The organism is Klebsiella sp. PL-2018, assembly GCF_019048985.1.
In the GTDB taxonomy this organism is placed as follows: domain Bacteria; phylum Pseudomonadota; class Gammaproteobacteria; order Enterobacterales; family Enterobacteriaceae; genus Klebsiella; species Klebsiella michiganensis.
The window spans coordinates 5,685,513-5,705,957 of sequence record NZ_CP077673.1; the positions used below are offsets into that span (position 1 = coordinate 5,685,513).

A 20,445-nucleotide genomic window follows, 5' to 3' on the forward strand; every position below is an offset into this window, starting at 1 on the left:
GATGCGCATACTGTTTGTTATCGACGGCCTGCCCGGCGGCGGCGCGGAAAAAGTCGTGCTAACGCTGGCAGCGCATTTTCTTAGCCAGGGTGAACAGGTATCACTTTTTTCCCTGCGCGACGTCTGCGATTATCCGCTGCCGGAAGGGCTGGATTATCAGGTCATCGCCGATCGCTGCCGCAAGCCGTGGCGCAAGCTGACGGAGCTGTCCCGGCGCGCGCGCCAGCTTGATGCGGCAATCGAGAAGGCAGAACAGCAGGGCCGTTTCGATCTGGTGCTCTCGAATCTGCATAAAACCGACCGCATTGTCTCCCGCAGCCGCCTGCTGAACGGGCGCAACGTCTGGTTTTGCCTGCACGGCGTGTTCTCCGCGTCCTATCTCGGACACCGCAGCGGTTTTGACCGCTGGCTGAAACAGCAGAAAATCGGGCGCGTTTACCAGGGACGCAACGTCGTCGCCGTCTCCGATGCGGTAGGTCAAGACCTGGTCGAGCAGTTCGCTATTCGCCCGGCCCAGTTGAAAACCATCTATAACCCGTTTGATATCCCCGCTCTGCGCGCCGCGGCTGAAGAGCCCAGCCAGCGCCCCGACGGCGACTATATTATCCACGTGGGCCGCTTTCATCCCGGTAAACGCCACGACCGCCTGATTGAGGCCTATGCGCAAAGCGGTATCGATGCGCCGCTGGTGCTGCTGGGGCAGGGAAAACCGGAACAAGAACAGCGCCTGCGCCAGCTGGCGCAGCAGCTACAGGTTGCCGATCGCGTCCTGTTTAAGGGCTTCCAGAAAAACCCGCTGCCGTGGATTAAAGGCGCGCGGATGCTGGTCCTCAGCTCCGATAGCGAAGGCTTTGGCAACGTGGTGGTTGAGGCGCTGCTGCTGGATACGCCGGTCGCCAGCACCCGCTGCCCGGGCGGCGTGACCGAGATCCTCACCGGCGAGCTGTCGCGTGGCCTGGCGGATCTCAACAGCCCGGCGCTGGCTGAGACGATGCAAAGCATTTACTATAGCCCGCCGGCCATCGACGCAGCGGCGCTGGAGAAGTTCAGCGTGGCATCGATTTGTCAGCAGTATCGTCAGCTGCGCAGCGCCTGACGCCGTTATTCAACCAGGATCGAATGAGTTATGAGTCAAACGCCTTTACTAAGCATCGTAGCCGCCGTCTATAACGGCGAAAAATTCCTTGCGCAATTCTTTGAGTGCCTTGAGCAACAGCAGCTGGAAAGCTATGAACTGATCCTGGTGAACGACGGGTCGACGGACGACAGCCTTGCGGTTATCGACCAGTGGAAAGACCGCCTGCAAAACGTGCTCGTGCTGGAGCAGGAAAACCAGGGCGTGTCGGTGGCGCGCAATACCGGCCTCGCCGCGGCGACGGGTAAGTACCTGACCTTCCCGGATATCGACGATAAGCTTTACCCGGGCATGTACCGTACGCTTCTGGAGATGGCGGAAAAGGGCAATCTAGACGTCGCCACCTGCAACGGCCGCTACGTCTACGAGACGAAAAAAGATATCCATCCTATTTTTCCGCTGGACCGGCTGCAGTCGACCGGCGTTTTGCCCGGCCACGTCTGGTTAAAGCAGGCGCTGGATTCTCGTAAGTTCCTGCATGTCACCTGGCTGAATATCTACCGCCGGGAGTTTATCGCGAGCCACCGCTTCCACTTTGAGCCTGGCCTGCGCCATCAGGATATTCCCTGGACCACCGAAGTGCTGCTGGCGGCAGAACGCGTGCAGTACACCAGCGAACAGTTCTACGATTACTATATTCACTCGGAATCGGTGTCGCATAAGCCGGACAACGACGACACGCTGATGCGTTCAGCGCGCCACTATATGAAGATTCTTGAGATGCTGGACGCCATCAACCAGCGCTATCCGGACAAGGTTCGCGATATTTCCGCCTGCCGCTGGCAGATCGCCAAAGAGGGGCTGGGAATTATTCATACCTTCGATAGCATGAAAGATGAGTCAAAAAAGCATATTATCATTAAAGAGTTCTTTGACCGCGGTATCTGGCGCCTGATCTGGAAAAACGCCCGTACGTTCCGTCTACGCTGGCGTCTTGGACGCCGCTATCTGCGCATCAAGCGCTATCGCGACGCGGCTTAATACAGAATCCCTTAGTTTCCGCCAAAGAGATAGCTTTACGCGGGTTAAATGCTTAGAATTTGCCCGCAAAAACATAAATACGGATAAATCGCTTGGAATTGCTTTATACCGCCCTACTTTACCTCATTCAGCCGCTGGTGTGGCTGCGACTGCTGTTACGCAGCCGTAAGGCCCCTGCCTATCGTAAACGCTGGAAGGAACGTTATGGCTTCTGCCAGAACAAGGTAGAACCGGGTGGCATCCTGCTGCATTCCGTTTCCGTAGGTGAAACGCTGGCGGCAATTCCGCTGGTGCGCGCGCTACGCCACCGTTACCCCTATCTGCCGATCACCGTCACCACCATGACGCCAACCGGCTCTGAACGCGCTATGTCCGCTTTCGGCAAAGACGTGCATCACGTCTATCTGCCTTACGATCTGCCCGGCGCGATGAACCGCTTCTTCAATACCGTTCAGCCGAAGCTGGTTATCGTCATGGAAACCGAACTGTGGCCGAACATGGTCGCCACGCTGCACAAGCGTAAAATCCCGCTGGTAATCGCCAACGCCCGCCTCTCCGAACGCTCGGCGAAAGGCTATGCCAAACTGGGGAAATTTATGCGTCGGCTGCTGAGCCGCATTACCCTTATCGCCGCGCAGAATGAAGAAGACGCCAGCCGCTTTATCGCTCTTGGCCTGAAACGCAATCAGCTGGCGGTCACCGGCAGCCTGAAGTTTGATATTTCGGTCACGCCGGAGCTGGCGGCTCGCGCCATCACCCTGCGCCGCCAGTGGGCGCCGCACCGCCAGGTATGGATTGCCACCAGCACCCACGACGGCGAAGAACAAATTATTCTTCAGGCGCATAAGCAGCTGCTGGAGCGTTTCCCCAACCTGCTGCTGATCCTTGTCCCGCGCCATCCGGAGCGCTTCGGCGACGCCCGCGAGATGGTACAGAAAGCGGGAATGAGCTACACCCTGCGCAGCACCGGCGAAATCCCGTCGAACAGTACCCAGGTGGTGATTGGCGATACCATGGGCGAGCTGATGCTGCTGTACGGTATTGCCGACCTCGCGTTTGTCGGCGGTAGCCTGGTGGAGCGCGGCGGCCATAACCCGCTGGAGCCCGCCGCCCATGCGATACCGGTACTGATGGGTCCGCACACGTTCAACTTCAAAGATATCTGCGCCAAGCTGCAGCAGGACGATGGACTGATTACCGTCACTGACGCCGACTCGCTGGTAACGCAGGTGTCTAACCTGCTGACCGATGAAGATTACCGTCTGTGGTACGGTCGCCATGCGGTGGAAGTTCTGCACCAAAACCAGGGCGCGCTCTCCCGTCTGCTACAGTTATTGCAACCCTATCTGCCGCAGCGGAGCCACTAATGTCGCCTCGACTCTCGGTCGTGATGATCGCCAAAAACGCGGCGGATCTGCTGCCTGATTGTCTGGCGTCGGTAAGCTGGGCCGATGAGATAGTGCTGCTGGATTCCGGCAGCAGCGACAACACCGTCGAACTCGCCCGCAGCCAGGGCGTTCAGGTGCATGTCGATCGCGACTGGCAGGGCTACGGTATTCAGCGCCAGCGCGCCCAGGCCTACGCCACCGGCGACTACGTGCTGATGATCGATACCGACGAGCGCGTCACTCCGGAGCTTGCGCAGTCTATCCGCAGCGTGCTGGCCGCGCCGCAAACCGGCGCGATATACAGCATCGCCCGGCGCAACTATTTCCTTGGCCGCTTTATGCGCCACAGCGGCTGGTACCCCGACCGCGTGATGCGCCTGTACGAACGCGACCGTTACCGCTATAACGATAATCTGGTCCACGAATCTCTCGACGCCCAGGGCGCGCGGGTTATCGAACTCGCGGGCGACCTGCTGCATCTGACCTGCCGTGATTTCTCCGGCTTTCAGCAAAAGCAGCTGGCCTACGCCGCCGCCTGGGCGCAGGAGCGCCATCAGAGAGGCAAAAAGACCTCGCTGGCCGCTATCTTCGGCCATACGCTGGGCGCCTTTGTGAAAACGCTGCTGCTGCGCGGGGGCATTCTGGATGGGAAACAAGGTTGGCTGCTGGCGGTGGTCAACGCGCAATACACGTTTAATAAATACACCGAGCTGTGGGCCCTGAGCCGCGGCCACTCGGAGAAAGTGTCATTATGAGCACAAAAGCGATCTATCCGGGAACCTTCGACCCTATCACCAACGGCCATATCGATATCGTCACCCGCGCGGCCAGCATGTTCGATAAGGTGCTGCTGGCTATCGCCGCCAGCCCGAGCAAAAAGCCGATGTTCACTCTCGACGAGCGCATCGCGCTGGCCACCCAGGCAACGGCGCATCTGGTCAACGTTGAGGTTATTGGCTTCAGCGATTTAATGGCCAATTTTGCCCGCGCGCAGCAGGCGAATATTTTAATTCGCGGCCTGCGGGCGGTGGCGGATTTTGAATATGAGATGCAGCTGGCGCATATGAACCGTCATTTGATGCCGACGCTGGAGAGCGTGTTTCTGATGCCGTGCAAAGAGTGGTCGTTTATCTCCTCTTCGCTGGTGAAAGAAGTGGCGCGCCACCAGGGCGATGTCTCTCACTTTCTGCCGGCAAACGTTCACCAGGCGCTGCTGAGGAAGCTGTAATCCTGCGCCATCGGGGCTCTTCCCGCAGGCGATGCTGCGCATCTGTCCGGGCTACCGGACCAAGCGCAGCCCTGTAGCCCGGCTAAGCGCAGCGCAAGCCGGGTTCACGGCAACACCCGCACTTTACTTCTGGCACTGGCGACAATAAAACGTCGCCCGCTGGGCGTGTTTACTGCCGATAACCGGCGTCCCGCAAATGCGGCACGGCTCGCCCTTACGGCCATACACCTGCAGCTCCTGGGCAAAGTAGCCCGGTTTACCGTCGCTTTGCAGGAAATCTTTCAGCGTCGTCCCGCCCTGTTCGATGGATCGCAGCAGGACCAGCTTAATCACTTTCACCAGCTGCTCGCACTCCTCGCGCGACAGCGAAGAAGCCAGCCTGTCGGGGTGAATGCCCGCCGAAAAGAGCGATTCGCTGGCGTAGATATTGCCCACCCCGACCACCAGCTTGTTATCCATTAGCCAGGGCTTAATCGCGGTTTTTTTCTTCGCGCACTTCGCCTGCAGATAATCGGCGTTGAACTCATCGCTCAGCGGCTCCGGCCCCAGATGCGCCAGCACCGGATGCCCCTCCAGCGTTTTGGTCCACAGCCAGGCGCCAAAACGACGCGGGTCGGTATAGCGCAGCACCTTGCCGTTACTCATCACCAGGTCCACGTGATCGTGTTTTTCCGCGGGCAGCTCTTCGCTCAGGATACGCAGGCTTCCCGACATCCCAAGGTGGACGATAATCCAGCCGTCGGGCAGTTCCAGCAGCAGATATTTAGCGCGGCGGCGTACGCTGAGCACCGGAACGTCGCTCAGACGATAGATCTCTTCAGAAACGGGCCAGCGCAGGCGCCCGTTGCGCACAACGGCGTGCAGGATGGTGGCTCCCACCAGGTGCGGCTCAATGCCGCGGCGGCTGGTTTCTACTTCAGGTAATTCAGGCATTCTTTTCTCGAACAAAAACGGCAGGATGCACTATCTTACCGCGTTCAGCGACGAGGTTCAGGGCAATTATTGTTCAGCATGCTCTTCCGCCTGGCGCAGGGGGTAAACGTTCGCCAGCGCCAACGGTGTAGACGGTAGCGTAGTCTTGATAACAAAAAACCCCGCCGAGGCGGGGTTTTTCTTTACAAGGAATCTAAAATTATTTGATTTTAGCTTCTTTGTATAAAACGTGCTGACGGACAACTGGATCGAACTTTTTCAGTTCCAGTTTTTCCGGCTTAGTACGTTTGTTCTTCGTGGTGGTATAGAAGTGACCAGTACCAGCAGAAGAAACCAGCTTGATTTTCTCACGAATACCTTTAGCCATGACTTATTTCCTCTAAGTACTTAGTACTTTTCGCCACGGGCACGCAGTTCGGACAGAACTGTATCGATGCCTTTCTTATCAATAACACGCATACCTTTAGCAGATACGCGCAGGGTGACAAAACGCTTCTCGCTCTCAACCCAGAAACGGTGAGAGTGCAGGTTCGGCAGGAAACGGCGTTTAGTCGCGTTCAGTGCGTGGGAACGGTTGTTACCGGTCACCGGACGCTTGCCAGTAACTTGGCAGACTCGGGACATGTCTATTCTCCAAAAATCAAATTAGCTCGAGCTTCGTATGGGGTATTGGCGCCTCGTCAGGCTTTACAGCCCGGTCATCGCAGTTCTAAGCGAACTCTCGATTGCCAGGCCCAAATGCCAAACCCGAGATTCTCAAAGGTGGCGTAGTATACGCTGACTCGGCGATGTGCTCAAGTCCCGAACAGACAAAGATCCCGATGGATCGCGCGATCGGGGCTAAATCCAGCCGCGTTCAGCAAAAGATACGTACGCTCCGCGGCCAATAACAAGGTGATCCAGCACACGTATATCCATGAATCGACAACATTTTATCACTCTTTCGGTAATCAACCTGTCGGCCTTGCTCGGCTCAGGACTACCGGATGGATGATTATGTGCCAGGATCACCGCGGCGGCGTTCACTTTGATGGCTTCGCGTACGATTTCTCGCGGATGCACCTCAACGTGGCTAAGAGTACCAGAAAAAAGGCGGCTATGTTTCAATACCCGGTTCTGATTATCTAAAAAGATCACCATGAAGATCTCACGCTCTTCGTCGGCCAGCTGGCTTTGCAGAAATTCCCGCGTCATCGACGGGGTAACCAGCGAGGGTTCTTCCGTCATTCGCAGGCTAAAATAGCGTCGCGCCAGTTCAGCAATCCCTTTTAGCTGCGCATATTTCGCCAGACCAATGCCTTCCACCTCTGCAAACTGCGACTCCTCCGCCGATAGCAGGCCGTACAGCGAGCCAAAACGCTGTAGCAGCTCCCGCGAAAATGTCATCACGTCCTGCGTGCGGGTACCGGTACGTAAAAATAGCGCCAACAGCTCAATATCCGACAAAACTTCGATACCGTAGCGCTGCATCTTTTCCCTCGGCATGAGGGATTCTTGTATTTCCATCGCGGCATCTCCTTCCCACTGCGCGCTATCCTGGCACAGCCTTTTTGCGCCGCCGAGACGCAAGTTTTATCCCTGCGTAGCGCCTCGCAAAGTGTATCTGCGCGAGGCACACGATGCCGTCAGGATTGTGATAAGATGCGCGAATTCTGGTGTACCGCAACAGGAAAAAATCATGATGAGTCTGGCTGGTAAAAAGATCGTTCTTGGCGTGAGCGGCGGCATTGCTGCCTATAAAACGCCGGAACTGGTGCGCCGCCTGCGTGACCGCGGCGCGGATGTCCGCGTCGCCATGACGGAAGCCGCAAAAGCCTTCATTACGCCATTAAGTCTACAGGCGGTATCCGGTTATCCGGTTTCCGACAGCCTGCTCGACCCGGCCGCCGAAGCGGCGATGGGCCATATTGAGCTGGGGAAATGGGCCGACCTGGTCATTCTTGCCCCCGCCACCGCCGACCTAATCGCTCGCGTCGCGGCAGGGATGGCCAACGATCTCGTTTCGACGATTTGTCTCGCTACGCCGTCGCCGGTCGCCGTCGTGCCCGCCATGAATCAGCAGATGTATCGCGCCGCCGCCACCCAGCATAATCTGGACGTCATTGCCGCCCGCGGTCTGCTGGTCTGGGGCCCGGACAGCGGCAGCCAGGCCTGCGGCGATGTTGGCCCGGGGCGGATGCTGGACCCGCTGACCATTGTGGATATGGCCGCGCAGCATTTCTCGCCTGTCAAAGATTTGCAACATCTGAACATCATGATTACCGCGGGCCCCACCCGCGAGCCGCTGGATCCGGTGCGTTATATCACCAATCACAGTTCTGGTAAGATGGGCTTCGCGATTGCCGCCGCCGCCGCGCGCCGCGGGGCTAACGTCACGCTGGTGAGCGGCCCGGTTTCGCTGCCTACGCCGCCGTTTGTACACAGAATTGATGTCACCACCGCGCTGGAAATGGAAGCCGCGGTGCAAAACAGCGCGCCTCAGCAGCATATTTTTATTGGCTGTGCGGCGGTCGCTGACTACCGTGCGGTCGCCATCGCCGAAGAAAAAATCAAAAAAACAAGGTGATGAATTAACCCTGAAAATGGTTAAAAATCCGGATATCGTCGCAGGGGTCGCCGCGCTTAAGGCCAACCGCCCTTACGTCGTTGGGTTTGCCGCCGAAACAAATAATGTGGAAGAATACGCACGGCAAAAGCGAGCCCGCAAAAATCTTGATCTGATTTGCGCCAATGATGTTTCTCAGCCAAATCAGGGATTTAACAGCGACAGCAATGCATTACACCTTTTCTGGCAGGAGGGAGATAAGCGCTTACCACTTGAGCGCAAGGAACTCCTGGGCCAATTATTACTCGACGAGATCGTTACCCGTTATGATGAAAAAAATCGACGTTAAGATTCTGGACCCGCGTGTTGGTCAGCAATTTCCGCTGCCGACCTATGCCACCTCCGGCTCCGCCGGACTTGACCTGCGAGCCTGTCTCGATGACGCCGTAGAGCTGGCTCCTGGCGCAACGACCCTCGTGCCAACCGGTCTGGCGATTCACATTGCCGATCCCTCTCTGGCGGCGGTGATTCTCCCGCGCTCCGGACTGGGCCATAAGCACGGCGTCGTATTGGGTAACCTGGTCGGTCTGATTGATTCTGACTATCAGGGCCAGCTGATGGTTTCCGTCTGGAACCGCAGCCAGCAGAGCTTCAGCATCGAACCCGGCGAGCGTATCGCGCAAATGGTGTTTGTGCCCGTTGTGCAGGCAGAATTTAACCTGGTGGAAGATTTTGACGCCACCGATCGCGGCGAAGGCGGCTTCGGTCACTCAGGGCGTCAATAAGCCCGGCGATAGACAAAACTCTTTCGGGGCGCTGCCGGCAAAAGGGCTGCCTGAAGGATGAAGTGGAACCAGCATCGCAAAGCGCACTAATGCAATAACATCACCGCAGGCAACAGCTTGCGGTCGCTTTGTGGGTGCCTGCCTGACAAGTGCTTTTTTTCAGGGGTATTTTAAAACATGGCAGAAAAACAAACTGCGAAAAGGAATCGTCGCGAAGAAATACTTCAATCTCTGGCGCTAATGCTTGAATCCAGCGATGGAAGTCAGCGCATTACCACAGCGAAACTGGCGGCGTCCGTTGGCGTATCCGAAGCGGCTCTGTATCGGCACTTCCCGAGCAAGACCCGCATGTTTGACAGCCTGATTGAATTTATCGAAGACAGCCTGATTACGCGCATCAATTTGATTTTAAAAGATGAAAAAGACACCTCAGCGCGCCTGCGTCTGATTGTGCTGTTGATTCTTGGGTTTGGCGAGCGTAATCCTGGGCTGACAAGAATTCTGACCGGCCATGCGCTGATGTTTGAACAGGACCGTCTTCAGGACCGCATCAATCAGCTGTTCGAGCGCATTGAAGTTCAGCTGCGTCAGGTGTTGCGTGAAAAGAAAATGCGCGAAGGCGAAGGCTATACCGTCGATGAAGCCCTGCTGGCCAGCCAGCTATTGGCATTCTGCGAAGGGATGCTATCGCGCTTTGTGCGCAGCGAGTTTAAATATCGCCCGACGGACGATTTTGACGCCCGCTGGCCGCTGGTCGCCGCCCAGCTGAAATAATTCTCGCCGGTCTCTGTGCAGCCCGAAGGGCTGCATCTCTTCCCGCAGGAATGCCCGGCATTATCCGCATTGATACCCAGGCGCTCTTCTCGCCGCGGCTGGCCGTTTTGCCGGCAATCGCCCCGACAGACCGTTGCCTGCCGGGCAGATGTTTATACGCCGTACGCTTCGCGATAGGCGCGAACGGCAGTCAGGTGTTCAGCCATTTCCGGCTTCTCTTCCAGATAGCTAATCAGGTCTTTCAGCGTCACGATGGAAATTACTTTACAGCCGTAGTCGCGCTCAACTTCCTGAATCGCGGAGATTTCGCCGCGTCCGCGTTCCTGACGATCCAGAGAGATCAGTACGCCGGCCAGCTCAGCGCCGTTGGCCTGAATAATTTCCATCGATTCCCGAATCGCGGTGCCTGCGGTAATAACATCATCCACCAGCATAACGCGGCCCTGCAGCGCGCTCCCCACCAGATTTCCGCCCTCGCCGTGAGTCTTCGCCTCTTTGCGGTTAAAGCAGTAAGGCAGATCGCGGTCATGATGTTCCGCCAGCGCGACCGCCGTGGTCGTGGCGATAGGGATGCCTTTATAGGCCGGGCCGAACAGCAGGTCAAAATTAATCCCGGAATCCACCAGCGCTTCGGCGTAAAAACGGCCTAACAGAGCCAGATCGCGCCCGGTATTAAACAGGCCGGCGTTGAAGAAATAGGGGCTCTTGCGCCCGGATTTCAGCGTAAACTCGCCAAACTTAAGTACCTGCTTGTTAAGCGCAAACTCAATAAACTGGCGCTGATACGGTTTCATGGATTCGCTCCTCATCTTACTTTTCTACGGACAAAAAAAAGGCGACTTCTCAGTCGCCTTAAAAACTAGTTTTGCAACGCCGCTTTCTGCGTCGTGACAATGGATTCGATACCCCCCCGGGCCAATGCCAGCAGGGTGAGGAGTTCTTCATGGGTGAACGGCTCGCCTTCCGCAGTACCCTGCACCTCAATGATGCGGCCATCTTCAGTCATCACCACGTTCATATCGGTTTCCGCCGCGGAATCTTCAACGTATTCCAGATCGCAAATCGCTTCGCCATTCACGATGCCTACGGAGACCGCCGCCACCATTCCTTTCATCGGGTTGGTTTTCAGCTTACCGGCCGCGACCAGCTTATTCAGCGCATCGGCCAGCGCCACGCAGGCTCCGGTGATAGACGCGGTACGGGTGCCGCCGTCTGCCTGCAGCACATCGCAGTCCAGAGTGATGGTGAACTCACCCAGCGCTTTCAGGTCAACCGCCGCGCGCAGCGCACGCGCGATCAGGCGCTGGATTTCCATGGTGCGTCCGCCCTGCTTACCTTTTGCGGCTTCACGCGCGTTACGCGTGTGGGTAGAACGCGGCAGCATGCCGTATTCGGCGGTGATCCACCCCTGGCCCTGGCCTTTCAGAAAGCGCGGCACGCCTTCATCAATAGAAGCGGTGCACAATACTTTCGTGTCACCAAATTCGACCAGCACGGAGCCTTCTGCGTGTTTTGTGTAGTTACGGGTCAGGGTTACTGGGCGCACTTGATTAGCGCTACGGCCTGCTGGACGCATGATGTTCTCCGGCTTGAAACGAATGTGGCTGCGCATTATACGGATAATGCGCGCTTATTCCTATCCTGATAAGGCCTCGAAAGCTATAATCCACCCCACTCTCCTTTAAAAACAGGAACGTCTATGATCCGCAGTATGACCGCCTACGCCCGGCGTGAAATCAAGGGTGAATGGGGTAGCGCCGCGTGGGAACTGCGCTCGGTAAACCAACGATATCTGGAAACCTACTTCCGCCTGCCGGAGCAGTTCCGTAGCCTGGAGCCCGTGGTGCGTGAACGTATTCGCTCCCGTCTGACCCGCGGTAAAGTCGAATGTACCCTGCGTTTTGAGCAGGACCCGAGCGCGCAGGGTGAGCTGATCCTTAACGAAAAACTGGCAAAGCAGCTGGTTAACGCCGCCAACTGGGTCAAAATGCAGAGCGACGAAGGCGAAATCAATCCGGTAGATATTCTGCGCTGGCCTGGCGTGATGTCGGCCCATGAACAGGATCTGGACGCCATTGCCGCCGAAATTCTGGGCGCGTTAAACGGTGCGCTGGATGACTTTATCGTCGCCCGCGAAACCGAAGGCCAGGCGCTGAAAGCGCTGATCGAACAGCGTCTCGACGGCGTAACGGCCGAGGTGGCTAAAGTACGTGCCCATATGCCGGAAATTTTGCAGTGGCAGCGCGAGCGTCTGGTTGCCAAGCTGGAAGATGCGGAAGTGCAACTGGAAAACAACCGCCTCGAGCAGGAGCTGGTGCTGATGGCGCAGCGTATAGACGTCGCCGAAGAGCTGGATCGTCTGGAAGCGCACGTGAAAGAGACGTGGAATATCCTGAAGAAGAAAGAAGCGGTCGGTCGCCGCCTCGACTTTATGATGCAGGAGTTCAACCGCGAGTCGAACACCCTGGCGTCTAAATCAATCAATGCCGAAGTGACGAACTCCGCCATTGAGCTGAAGGTGCTGATCGAACAAATGCGCGAGCAGATCCAGAACATCGAGTAACGGTTTTTCGCTCGCCAACCCACGCACGGACAAAAGGCCATGGTAAATCATGGCCTTTTATTTTCGCTGCGTTTCAGAAGGCGTAGTTCTTATCCAATATCCGGCAGGTTAAAAATGCCCCTGCGGCGCACAGCAGCGTGGGGGCCAGATAGCTGTGATCCATGTGGGTGAACTCCATCACCAGCGCGACCGCCGTTAGCGGCATCTGCATGGATGCGGCGAGAAACGCCGCCGCGCCGACGAGAGCAAAACTGCCGTAATCTCCGCCGGGAAGCAGCTGTTGCCAGAGCATACACAGCAGCAGGCTGGTCAGGCCGCCGACCGCCAGCCCCGGCGTCAGCAGGCCGCCCTCCGCGCCGCCGCGCAGCACCGCCAGAATCACCACCATTTTCAGCGCCAGCAGCATCGCCGCCCTGGGGAAACCCAGTTCATCGCTGAGAGCCAGCTGCATAGGCCCTTTACCGTTTCCCGGAAGCTGGGGGAAATAGAGGCTGAGGGCGGCAAGCAGGGAAAACGCCAGCAGACAGAAAACCGGCATCTGCCAGTTGCTTCGAACGTGCGAGCGAGCCGTGCTGGTCGCTTTGCGAAAGAGCCAGGCCCCGGCGCCAAGAATGGGGCCGGCGATAATCGCCCACCAGAGAAATGAATGCGGCAGGATGTCGGAAGTAAAATGGTATTGCGATTCCTCGCCTAACCCGAGCGTTGCCGTCCACGCGGCAATCGCCGAGGTGATAATCGCCGCCAGCGTTTTTTCCCAGCTAAACGACAGCAGCATTACCTCAAGGCTGAATAACGCACCGGCCAGCGGAACGTTATACACCGCCGCCAGGCCCGCACCGGCGCCGCAGGCAACCAGCGTTCGGGTTTCATCCGCCAGCAGTCCCAGCTTACGCGCCACCATCCCTGCCCCCAGCGCGCCCATTTCCCGCGGAGCCACTTCGCGGCCAAGCGGAGAGCCCAGCGCCACGGTGACGATCTGCAACAGGGCATGAATCGTTGTAGTACCCGCAGGCATTGCCACCGAAGGATTTGCCACCGCTGACGCTATTGAGACTCGCTTCTGCCCATAGCGCCCAAGGAGCCACCAGCCGAATCCTGCGATGGCTCCCCCCGCGACGATTGCCGAGAGGCGACGAGGCCAGGATGAATCCGTGACGCCCTGTAGAAATGACTCCGCGCTCACGATCTGCCCGGGGCTGTAGCCAAAGGCCAGGTGCTGAATCGCGTGTAAAATCAGCGCCAGAACCATGCCTGAGATGCCGGCAAGCAGCCCCGTCAGCACAACGGCAATCAGGCGGGTGAGATAGTTTTTATTGCCAGCTGCTGCAGTCATTTTCTCAGGCCCTGAAGGAGGAAAATAAAAGGATAAAGGTCGAGAGTTAAACAACAGGTATTCATCGCGTTTTCAATATCGATACGCATCGACGGCTTTCACATTACTTTTTATAATCACTAAAAATGAATAAATGACAAAGGAACCGTTAAATTCAGCCGATTTAAACCTATCATGCATTAGTTTAATCAGGTTAAATTCATTCGCTTTAGAAAATCTCAATCGTGATCTTGCGCACAAATCGTTAACCTTCCGCCATCACCGTGGGGGATTTATGCTGCTTCATATTCTTTATCTGATTGGGATTACTGCGGAAGCCATGACCGGCGCGCTGGCTGCCGGGCGCCGCCGTATGGATACGTTTGGCGTCATTATCATTGCCACCGCGACGGCCCTCGGAGGCGGTTCAGTGCGCGATATTCTGCTCGGCCACTATCCTCTGGGCTGGGTGCAGCACCCCGAGTACGTCATTATTGTCGCCATTGCTGCGGTCCTGACCACGATTGCCGCGCCGGTGATGCCGCATCTGCGCCGTCTGTTTCTGGTGCTTGATGCGCTCGGCCTGATCGTGTTCTCTATCATTGGCGCCCAGATCGCGCTGGATATGGGCCAGGGCCCGGTCATCGCCTCCATTGCCGCCGTCATCACCGGCGTTTTTGGCGGCGTGCTGCGCGATATGTTCTGCAAGCGTATCCCGCTGGTGTTCCAGAAAGAGCTTTACGCCGGGGTGTCATTCGCCGCCGCGATTTTATACATCGCGCTTCAGCATTACGTCAGCAACCACGATGTGGTGGTGATCTCTACCCTGCTGTTCGGCTTTACCGCCCGCATGCTGGCGCTGCGCTGGAAGCTGGGCCTGCCGGTATTTAACTACAACCATAGCGCACATTAATGCTTTCAGAATCCCGGAACGCGTTGCCCGCTTAGCCACTTCGCCAGTGCGGCAACATCCGGGTGATGTAAGAGCGTCACCAGCTGCCGCGCTCTTTCCGCCCCGATCCCCGGCAGGCGCCGCCACTGCTCTTCGTTTCGCTCCTGCATCCGTCGCCAGTCATCCTCCTTCAGCCGGGCAAACGCCGTCTTCGGTATAGGGACTCCCATCGCCTGGATCCAGCGCAGAAAAGGCCGTTCGCGCGCAAGATTGAACTGGTGCCACAGCCTCTGCCCGCGCAGCGTCGAGACCCCCGGTATGGCTTGCAGCCGCTCCGGCGTAAACGCCAGCCATGAAAAGAGATGCTCCATGCTGCGCGCGTCATGCAGGGACCGCCATAGCGCTTCTCCCGCGCCGTCAATATCGAGAACCGATCGGGATGAGAGCCAGACCAGCCGCGAAAGAAACTGTTCCGCACACTCGGGCGTGGCAAAATAGCAGGTTAAAGCATTGAAACGCGCCGCCGGTGGCTGGGGTTTATTACGCTGAGCCGTGCGCCAGACGACCGAATCGATGCGCGGTATCCCCTGCCCGGCAAGGCTGATTTGCAGCTGGTCGCCAATACCGATATCCAGATTGTACCAGCGGGATACCGAACCGACGCTCACCCGCTGCACGCGCTTATCGTCCAGCATCTGCGGCTCCAGATGCGCCACCACGGCTATTTTACCACTGCGCCCGATGCTAAAGCTGATACGGCGAACCTCCATGACGCGTGAGGCGGGCGGGTATTTCCAGGCGATAACCCAATCGCCCTGACCCGGAACCCAGAAGCGCCCGGGAGATGCTTTTTCCCGCCGCACCACAACGCCATCGCTGGCAAAAGGCAGCGGTGAAGTGAACCAGCGCTGGCGCCACTGTTCAACCTGCTGCGCATCCGCGACAGGGTGCGAAAAAAGCGCGCTGTAAATAAAGCCGCCCTGCCGCAGCAGCGCCAGCCGCTGTTTCATATCCTGCGGCCCATCGGGCCATGCCCAGATAAAGAGACCCAGCTGATTAAGATCCGCCGCAGCCTGCTGGCGCATCATCATGCCGGCAACTTTTGCCCGCGCGTTCATGCCGCCCATCTGCTTTTGCACGTGCCCCTCGCGGAGCAGGAACAGCTCACCCTGTAGAACGCTATTCGCCAGTACGCCGTCAGAGACTTTAGGCACGGAGGGGATCTGCAAGACCCTGGCCGTCCAGTCTTCCCCGGCCAGGCCATTACCCCGGCTTATCGCCTGGGTCAGACGCCCCTGCCGATACACGAGCGTGACCGCGACGCCATCGACTTTAGGCTGTACCCACAGGCCGGATTGACCGCGCATCCAGCGCGCCACGTCGGCTTGATTTGCCAGTTTACGCACGCCGGTGTGCGCCACCGGATGTCTGGCCTCCCCTTTTAGGGGAGGAGACGCATCGTGAGCGGGAGCCTCGCCGGTGAAGCAGCGCCGCCAGTACGCCAGCCGCTCCGCAAGCTGGTCATAGATCTCATCGCTTACCGTACTGCTCCCCTGCTGCCAGTAGGCGTTTTTCCATTCCGTTATCTGCTGGCTGAGACGTTCAATCTCCCGATCGGCCCTGGCCTGCGGCCACGCAGGGCAGGCTGCCTGCCCGTATCCCACCAGCATCCACAGCACCAGCGCCCAGACTCCATTTTGCATCGCGATGCCCTCCTGTTTTCTCGTCGGCGATTGTGCCGCAGGCGTATTTTCGTCCGCGAGGAGGGATTTTTAACGCTGCGAGCAGGCATCCAGGTTTTCTGCATTGTTTCTGCAACGCCCGGAGAAATCAGGGAAACGGCAAGCAAAATGAAAGAAAGAACGCAAAAAGTGTGACAGGGACTGCGTCACGCGGTGCCGCCGTGTATAATAGGCTCGTATGTAAGCTCTATTTCGACCACCACATACAAAAGACACTCATGGCTCAAGGCACGCTTTATATTGTTTCCGCCCCTAGCGGCGCGGGTAAATCCAGCCTGATTCAGGCTTTATTAAAAACCCAACCGTTGTACGACTCTCAGGTTTCTGTTTCGCATACCACGCGCGCTCCGCGCCCGGGTGAAGTGCACGGTGAACACTATTTCTTTGTGAATCACGACGAATTCAGGACGATGATTGGCGAAGACGCTTTTCTTGAACATGCAGAAGTCTTTGGCAACTATTACGGCACCTCGCGCGAAGCTATCGAGCAGGTACTGGCGACCGGCGTCGACGTCTTCCTCGATATCGACTGGCAGGGCGCGCAGCAAATCCGCAACAGAATGCCCGGCGCGCGCAGCATTTTTATCCTGCCGCCGTCAAAAGATGAGCTTGATCGTCGCCTGCGCGGCCGCGGTCAGGACAGCGAAGAGGTTATCGCAAAACGTATGGCGCAGGCAGTTGCAGAAATGAGCCATTACGCGGAGTATGATTACCTGATTGTGAATGATGATTTTGATACCGCGCTGAGCGATCTGAAAATTATTATTCGCGCCGAACGTCTGCGCATGAGCCGCCAAAAGCAGCGACATGGCGCTTTAATCACCAAACTGTTGGCAGACTGAACCCACATTCAGTATCATGCCCAGTCATTTCTTCACCTGTGGAGCATTTTAAGTATGGCACGCGTAACTGTTCAGGACGCTGTAGAGAAAATTGGTAACCGTTTTGACCTGGTACTGGTCGCCGCGCGTCGCGCTCGTCAGATGCAGGTAGGCGGAAAGGATCCGCTGGTACCGGAAGAAAACGATAAAACTACCGTTATCGCACTGCGCGAAATCGAAGAAGGTCTGATCAACAACAAGATCCTCGACGTTCGTGAGCGCCAGGAACAGCAAGAGCAGGAAGCCGCTGAATTACAAGCCGTTACCGCTATTGCTGAAGGTCGTCGTTAATCACACTGCGGGTCGCCCTTGTATCTGTTTGAAAGCCTGAATCAGCTGATTCAAAACTACCTGCCCGAAGAGCAAATTAAACGTCTTCGGCAGGCTTATCTCGTTGCACGTGACGCTCACGAGGGCCAGACACGTTCAAGCGGTGAACCCTATATCACGCACCCGGTAGCGGTAGCCTGTATCCTGGCCGAGATGAAACTCGACCATGAAACGCTGATGGCCGCTCTGCTGCACGACGTGATAGAAGATACCCCCGCCACCTACCAGGACATGGAGCAGCTTTTCGGTAAAAGCGTTGCTGAACTGGTAGAGGGGGTGTCAAAACTTGATAAGCTTAAGTTTCGCGACAAGAAAGAGGCCCAGGCTGAAAACTTTCGCAAAATGATTATGGCGATGGTGCAGGATATCCGCGTCATCCTTATCAAGCTCGCTGACCGCACCCATAACATGCGCACGCTGGGCTCATTGCGCCCGGACAAGCGCCGCCGCATCGCCCGCGAAACGCTGGAAATCTACAGCCCTCTGGCGCACCGTTTAGGTATCCATCACATCAAAACCGAGCTCGAAGAGCTGGGCTTTGAGGCGCTGTATCCTAACCGCTACCGCGTCATTAAAGAGGTGGTTAAAGCGGCGCGCGGCAACCGTAAAGAGATGATTCAAAAGATCCTCTCCGAAATCGAAGGGCGCCTGCAGGAAGCGGGAATTCCCTGTCGCGTTAGCGGTCGCGAAAAGCATTTGTACTCCATCTACTGCAAGATGGTGCTCAAAGAGCAGCGCTTTCACTCGATTATGGATATCTACGCTTTCCGCGTGATTGTCCATGATTCCGACACCTGCTACCGCGTGCTTGGCCAGATGCACAGCCTTTATAAGCCGCGCCCGGGTCGCGTCAAAGACTATATTGCCATTCCAAAGGCGAACGGCTATCAATCTTTGCACACCTCGATGATCGGCCCGCACGGCGTCCCGGTTGAGGTACAAATTCGTACCGAAGACATGGACCAGATGGCGGAAATGGGGGTGGCGGCTCACTGGGCTTATAAAGAGCACGGCGGCGAGAGCAGCACCACGGCGCAAATCCGCGCCCAGCGCTGGATGCAGAGCCTGCTGGAGCTCCAGCAGAGCGCCGGTAGTTCATTTGAATTTATTGAGAGCGTGAAATCCGATCTGTTCCCGGATGAGATTTACGTTTTCACCCCGGAAGGGCGCATTGTCGAACTGCCCGCTGGCGCGACGCCGGTGGATTTCGCCTACGCGGTGCATACCGACATCGGCCATGCCTGCGTCGGCGCCCGCGTCGACCGCCAGCCGTATCCGCTGTCGCAGTCGCTCTCCAGCGGCCAGACGGTGGAAATCATCACCGCGCCGGGCGCACGTCCGAACGCCGCATGGCTGAACTTTGTCGTCAGCTCGAAAGCGCGCGCCAAAATTCGCCAGCTGCTGAAAAACCTTAAGCGCGACGACTCCGTAAGCCTCGGGCGCCGCCTGCTCAATCACGCCCTCGGCGGTAGCCGCAAGCTGGCCGAGATCCCGCCCGAGAACATTCAGCGTGAACTTGAACGCATGAAGCTGACCACGCTTGACGATCTGCTGGCCGAAATCGGCCTCGGCAACGCCATGAGCGTCGTGGTAGCAAAAAACCTGCAGCAGGGTGAAACCACCGCCGTGCCTGTACAGCCAGCGCCTGTCGGCCATAATCATCTGCCGATTAAAGGCGCGGATGGCGTGCTGATCACCTTCGCCAAATGCTGCCGTCCGATCCCCGGTGACCCGATTATCGCGCACGTCAGCCCGGGCAAAGGCCTGGTTATTCACCATGAGTCCTGTCGTAACATTCGCGGCTATCAGAAAGAGCCGGAGAAATTTATGGCGGTCGAGTGGGACAAAGAGACGGCGCAGGAATTTATCACCGAAATCAAGGTGGATATGTTCAACCATCAGGGTGCCCTGGCGAATCTTACCGCGGCGATCAACACCGCTTCTTCCAACATTCAAAGCCTGAATACGGAAGAGAAAGATGGCCGCGTTTACAGCGCCTTTATTCGCCTTACCGCGCGCGACCGCGTGCATCTGGCGAATATCATGCGCAAAATTCGCGTCATGCCGGATGTAATAAAAGTCACCCGTAACCGAAACTAGCTCTTCCACAAAATCATTCGAATTGCGTCAAGGCGGCAAGCGAATGACAAATCTGCCGGGAGCAGATTTGAACGCTGCTTACAGCGGCCCGGTAAGGGGCAAGGCCCAGGAATGGGCCGCGTAATCCGCAGCGATTAAAGAGTCATTCGAAGGATGGAAGTATCATGAATTTACAGCGTTATGCGCGTATCTGCGAGATGCTCGCCAGGCGCCAGCCTGACCTGACAGTTTGCATGGAGCAGGTCCATAAGCCTCATAACGTCTCTGCGGTCATTCGTACCGCAGACGCCGTTGGCGTGCATGAAGTGCACGCCATCTGGCCCGGTAGCCGTATGCGTACCATGGCCTCCGCGGCCGCCGGCAGCAATAGCTGGGTGCAGGTCAAAACCCACCGTACTATTGGCGAGGCTGTCACGCATTTAAAAGGCCAGGGCATGCAGATCCTGGCGACCCATCTCTCTGATAACGCCGTCGATTTCCGTGAAATCGACTATACCCGTCCCACCTGTATCCTGATGGGGCAGGAGAAAACCGGCATTACGCAGGAAGCGTTAGACCTGGCGGACCAGGACATCATCATTCCGATGGTTGGCATGGTGCAGTCGCTGAACGTTTCCGTCGCCTCAGCGCTTATCCTCTACGAAGCCCAGCGCCAGCGGCAGAACGCCGGCATGTACCGGCGCGAGAACAGTATGCTGCCGGAAGAAGACCAGCAGCGCCTGCTGTTTGAAGGCGGCTATCCGGTGCTGGCGAAGGTCGCTAAACGCAAGGGACTTCCCTACCCCCACGTCAACGAGCAGGGCGAAGTCGAAGCCGATGCCGCGTGGTGGGCCACCATGCAGGCGGCGAAGTAAAC

At 57.3% G+C, this 20,445-nt stretch carries 21 protein-coding genes and 1 pseudogene; 14 read left to right on the forward strand and 8 right to left on the reverse strand.

From position 1 onward, the window contains the following. Position 1 precedes the first annotated feature (1 nt). From MKleb_RS26820 to coaD, 5 genes are all read left to right on the forward strand, one after another. Positions 2–1,096, forward strand: coding sequence for a glycosyltransferase (locus MKleb_RS26820; protein ID WP_025107817.1), 1,095 nt, complete (start codon positions 2–4; stop codon positions 1,094–1,096). A gap of 30 nt (positions 1,097–1,126) precedes the next feature. Further along, positions 1,127–2,116 (forward strand): glycosyltransferase, encoded by a 990-nt coding sequence (locus tag MKleb_RS26825; RefSeq protein WP_014839791.1) that lies wholly within the window; start codon positions 1,127–1,129, stop codon positions 2,114–2,116. A 92-nt stretch (positions 2,117–2,208) separates the two neighbouring features. Next, entirely contained in the window at positions 2,209–3,483 is a 1,275-nt protein-coding gene (waaA, locus tag MKleb_RS26830) for a lipid IV(A) 3-deoxy-D-manno-octulosonic acid transferase (RefSeq protein ID WP_014227249.1), read from the forward strand. Further along, positions 3,483–4,259 carry a glycosyltransferase family 2 protein gene (locus MKleb_RS26835; RefSeq protein ID WP_025107818.1) on the forward strand — a complete coding sequence of 259 codons (777 nt, stop codon included), beginning with the start codon at positions 3,483–3,485 and terminating at the stop codon, positions 4,257–4,259. Before waaA ends, MKleb_RS26835 begins: the two co-directional genes overlap by 1 nt. Then, positions 4,256–4,732, forward strand: coding sequence for a pantetheine-phosphate adenylyltransferase (gene coaD / locus MKleb_RS26840; RefSeq protein WP_025107819.1), 477 nt, complete (start codon positions 4,256–4,258; stop codon positions 4,730–4,732). Before MKleb_RS26835 ends, coaD begins: the two co-directional genes overlap by 4 nt. A 123-nt stretch (positions 4,733–4,855) precedes the next feature. On the opposite strand, the gene mutM is transcribed toward coaD, so the two are convergent. The 4 genes from mutM to radC all read right to left on the reverse strand — a co-directional run bounded on the left by mutM (position 4,856) and on the right by radC (position 7,171). Further along, entirely contained in the window at positions 4,856–5,665 is an 810-nt protein-coding gene (mutM, locus tag MKleb_RS26845) for a bifunctional DNA-formamidopyrimidine glycosylase/DNA-(apurinic or apyrimidinic site) lyase (protein ID WP_025107820.1), read from the reverse strand. A 199-nt stretch (positions 5,666–5,864) separates the two neighbouring features. Then, positions 5,865–6,032 (reverse strand): 50S ribosomal protein L33, encoded by a 168-nt coding sequence (rpmG, locus tag MKleb_RS26850; RefSeq protein ID WP_003024094.1) that lies wholly within the window; start codon positions 6,030–6,032, stop codon positions 5,865–5,867. Positions 6,033–6,052: 20 nt separating this feature from the next. Continuing rightward, on the reverse strand, positions 6,053–6,289 hold the full coding sequence (gene rpmB, locus MKleb_RS26855; protein WP_002436699.1) for a 50S ribosomal protein L28: 237 nt from the start codon (positions 6,287–6,289) through the stop codon (positions 6,053–6,055). Between the two features lie 216 nt (positions 6,290–6,505). Continuing rightward, a complete protein-coding gene (radC, locus tag MKleb_RS26860; protein WP_004126657.1) occupies positions 6,506–7,171 on the reverse strand; it encodes a RadC family protein in 666 nt (221 codons plus the stop codon). Between the two features lie 175 nt (positions 7,172–7,346). Between radC and coaBC the strand changes: the two are divergent. The 3 genes and pseudogenes from coaBC to slmA all read left to right on the forward strand — a co-directional run bounded on the left by coaBC (position 7,347) and on the right by slmA (position 9,769). Continuing rightward, positions 7,347–8,559 (forward strand): annotated as a pseudogene (gene coaBC / locus MKleb_RS26865) (bifunctional phosphopantothenoylcysteine decarboxylase/phosphopantothenate--cysteine ligase CoaBC). After that, complete coding sequence (gene dut / locus MKleb_RS26870) at positions 8,537–8,995, forward strand: dUTP diphosphatase (RefSeq protein WP_004855506.1); 459 nt, start codon at positions 8,537–8,539, stop codon at positions 8,993–8,995. The pseudogene coaBC and the gene dut overlap by 23 nt, the downstream one beginning before the upstream one ends. 177 nt (positions 8,996–9,172) lie before the next feature. Further along, on the forward strand, positions 9,173–9,769 hold the full coding sequence (gene slmA, locus MKleb_RS26875) for a nucleoid occlusion factor SlmA (RefSeq protein ID WP_004855507.1): 597 nt from the start codon (positions 9,173–9,175) through the stop codon (positions 9,767–9,769). Between the two features lie 152 nt (positions 9,770–9,921). Here slmA and pyrE read toward each other — a convergent pair whose 3' ends face one another. Next, positions 9,922–10,563 (reverse strand): orotate phosphoribosyltransferase, encoded by a 642-nt coding sequence (gene pyrE / locus MKleb_RS26880; RefSeq protein WP_025107821.1) that lies wholly within the window; start codon positions 10,561–10,563, stop codon positions 9,922–9,924. Positions 10,564–10,628: 65 nt separating this feature from the next. Next, the gene (rph, locus tag MKleb_RS26885) at positions 10,629–11,345 is read right to left on the reverse strand and encodes a ribonuclease PH (RefSeq protein WP_004106921.1); all 717 of its coding nucleotides are present in this window, start codon (positions 11,343–11,345) and stop codon (positions 10,629–10,631) included. Between the two features lie 123 nt (positions 11,346–11,468). Between rph and MKleb_RS26890 the strand changes: the two genes are divergently transcribed. Further along, entirely contained in the window at positions 11,469–12,332 is an 864-nt protein-coding gene (locus MKleb_RS26890) for a YicC/YloC family endoribonuclease (RefSeq protein ID WP_004126669.1), read from the forward strand. A gap of 73 nt (positions 12,333–12,405) precedes the next feature. On the opposite strand, the gene MKleb_RS26895 is transcribed toward MKleb_RS26890, so the two are convergent. Continuing rightward, a complete protein-coding gene (locus MKleb_RS26895) occupies positions 12,406–13,665 on the reverse strand; it encodes a chloride channel protein (protein WP_025107822.1) in 1,260 nt (419 codons plus the stop codon). Positions 13,666–13,939: 274 nt separating this feature from the next. Here MKleb_RS26895 and MKleb_RS26900 point away from each other — a divergent pair, with 274 nt between their 5' ends. Continuing rightward, entirely contained in the window at positions 13,940–14,557 is a 618-nt protein-coding gene (locus tag MKleb_RS26900) for a trimeric intracellular cation channel family protein (RefSeq protein WP_014227255.1), read from the forward strand. A 5-nt stretch (positions 14,558–14,562) separates the two neighbouring features. Here MKleb_RS26900 and ligB read toward each other — a convergent pair whose 3' ends face one another. Next, complete coding sequence (gene ligB / locus MKleb_RS26905) at positions 14,563–16,239, reverse strand: NAD-dependent DNA ligase LigB (RefSeq protein WP_025107823.1); 1,677 nt, start codon at positions 16,237–16,239, stop codon at positions 14,563–14,565. 257 nt (positions 16,240–16,496) lie between these two features. Here ligB and gmk point away from each other — a divergent pair, with 257 nt between their 5' ends. From gmk to trmH, 4 genes are all read left to right on the forward strand, one after another. Continuing rightward, positions 16,497–17,120 (forward strand): guanylate kinase, encoded by a 624-nt coding sequence (gene gmk / locus MKleb_RS26910; protein ID WP_004106926.1) that lies wholly within the window; start codon positions 16,497–16,499, stop codon positions 17,118–17,120. 54 nt (positions 17,121–17,174) lie between these two features. Beyond that, positions 17,175–17,450 carry a DNA-directed RNA polymerase subunit omega gene (gene rpoZ / locus MKleb_RS26915; RefSeq protein WP_004106927.1) on the forward strand — a complete coding sequence of 92 codons (276 nt, stop codon included), beginning with the start codon at positions 17,175–17,177 and terminating at the stop codon, positions 17,448–17,450. Positions 17,451–17,468: 18 nt separating this feature from the next. Further along, positions 17,469–19,589 carry a bifunctional GTP diphosphokinase/guanosine-3',5'-bis pyrophosphate 3'-pyrophosphohydrolase gene (spoT, locus tag MKleb_RS26920; RefSeq protein ID WP_004855514.1) on the forward strand — a complete coding sequence of 707 codons (2,121 nt, stop codon included), beginning with the start codon at positions 17,469–17,471 and terminating at the stop codon, positions 19,587–19,589. A gap of 164 nt (positions 19,590–19,753) precedes the next feature. Next, positions 19,754–20,443 (forward strand): tRNA (guanosine(18)-2'-O)-methyltransferase TrmH, encoded by a 690-nt coding sequence (gene trmH, locus MKleb_RS26925; protein WP_025107824.1) that lies wholly within the window; start codon positions 19,754–19,756, stop codon positions 20,441–20,443. The last annotated feature ends 2 nt before the right edge of the window (positions 20,444–20,445 follow it).

Coding starts and splice junctions, on each gene's coding strand:
- MKleb_RS26825 (WP_014839791.1), top strand. CDS start 1,127: ATGAGTCAAACGCCTTTACTAAGCATCGTAGCCGCCGTCTATAACGGC.
- slmA (WP_004855507.1), top strand. CDS start 9,173: ATGGCAGAAAAACAAACTGCGAAAAGGAATCGTCGCGAAGAAATACTT.
- MKleb_RS26895 (WP_025107822.1), bottom strand. CDS start 13,665: ATGACTGCAGCAGCTGGCAATAAAAACTATCTCACCCGCCTGATTGCC.
- rpoZ (WP_004106927.1), top strand. CDS start 17,175: ATGGCACGCGTAACTGTTCAGGACGCTGTAGAGAAAATTGGTAACCGT.
- pyrE (WP_025107821.1), bottom strand. CDS start 10,563: ATGAAACCGTATCAGCGCCAGTTTATTGAGTTTGCGCTTAACAAGCAG.
- dut (WP_004855506.1), top strand. CDS start 8,537: ATGATGAAAAAAATCGACGTTAAGATTCTGGACCCGCGTGTTGGTCAG.
- gmk (WP_004106926.1), top strand. CDS start 16,497: ATGGCTCAAGGCACGCTTTATATTGTTTCCGCCCCTAGCGGCGCGGGT.
- rpmB (WP_002436699.1), bottom strand. CDS start 6,289: ATGTCCCGAGTCTGCCAAGTTACTGGCAAGCGTCCGGTGACCGGTAAC.
- MKleb_RS26890 (WP_004126669.1), top strand. CDS start 11,469: ATGATCCGCAGTATGACCGCCTACGCCCGGCGTGAAATCAAGGGTGAA.
- rph (WP_004106921.1), bottom strand. CDS start 11,345: ATGCGTCCAGCAGGCCGTAGCGCTAATCAAGTGCGCCCAGTAACCCTG.
- MKleb_RS26900 (WP_014227255.1), top strand. CDS start 13,940: ATGCTGCTTCATATTCTTTATCTGATTGGGATTACTGCGGAAGCCATG.
- trmH (WP_025107824.1), top strand. CDS start 19,754: ATGAATTTACAGCGTTATGCGCGTATCTGCGAGATGCTCGCCAGGCGC.
- ligB (WP_025107823.1), bottom strand. CDS start 16,239: ATGCAAAATGGAGTCTGGGCGCTGGTGCTGTGGATGCTGGTGGGATAC.
- rpmG (WP_003024094.1), bottom strand. CDS start 6,032: ATGGCTAAAGGTATTCGTGAGAAAATCAAGCTGGTTTCTTCTGCTGGT.
- MKleb_RS26820 (WP_025107817.1), top strand. CDS start 2: ATGCGCATACTGTTTGTTATCGACGGCCTGCCCGGCGGCGGCGCGGAA.
- radC (WP_004126657.1), bottom strand. CDS start 7,171: ATGGAAATACAAGAATCCCTCATGCCGAGGGAAAAGATGCAGCGCTAC.
- mutM (WP_025107820.1), bottom strand. CDS start 5,665: ATGCCTGAATTACCTGAAGTAGAAACCAGCCGCCGCGGCATTGAGCCG.
- coaD (WP_025107819.1), top strand. CDS start 4,256: ATGAGCACAAAAGCGATCTATCCGGGAACCTTCGACCCTATCACCAAC.
- MKleb_RS26835 (WP_025107818.1), top strand. CDS start 3,483: ATGTCGCCTCGACTCTCGGTCGTGATGATCGCCAAAAACGCGGCGGAT.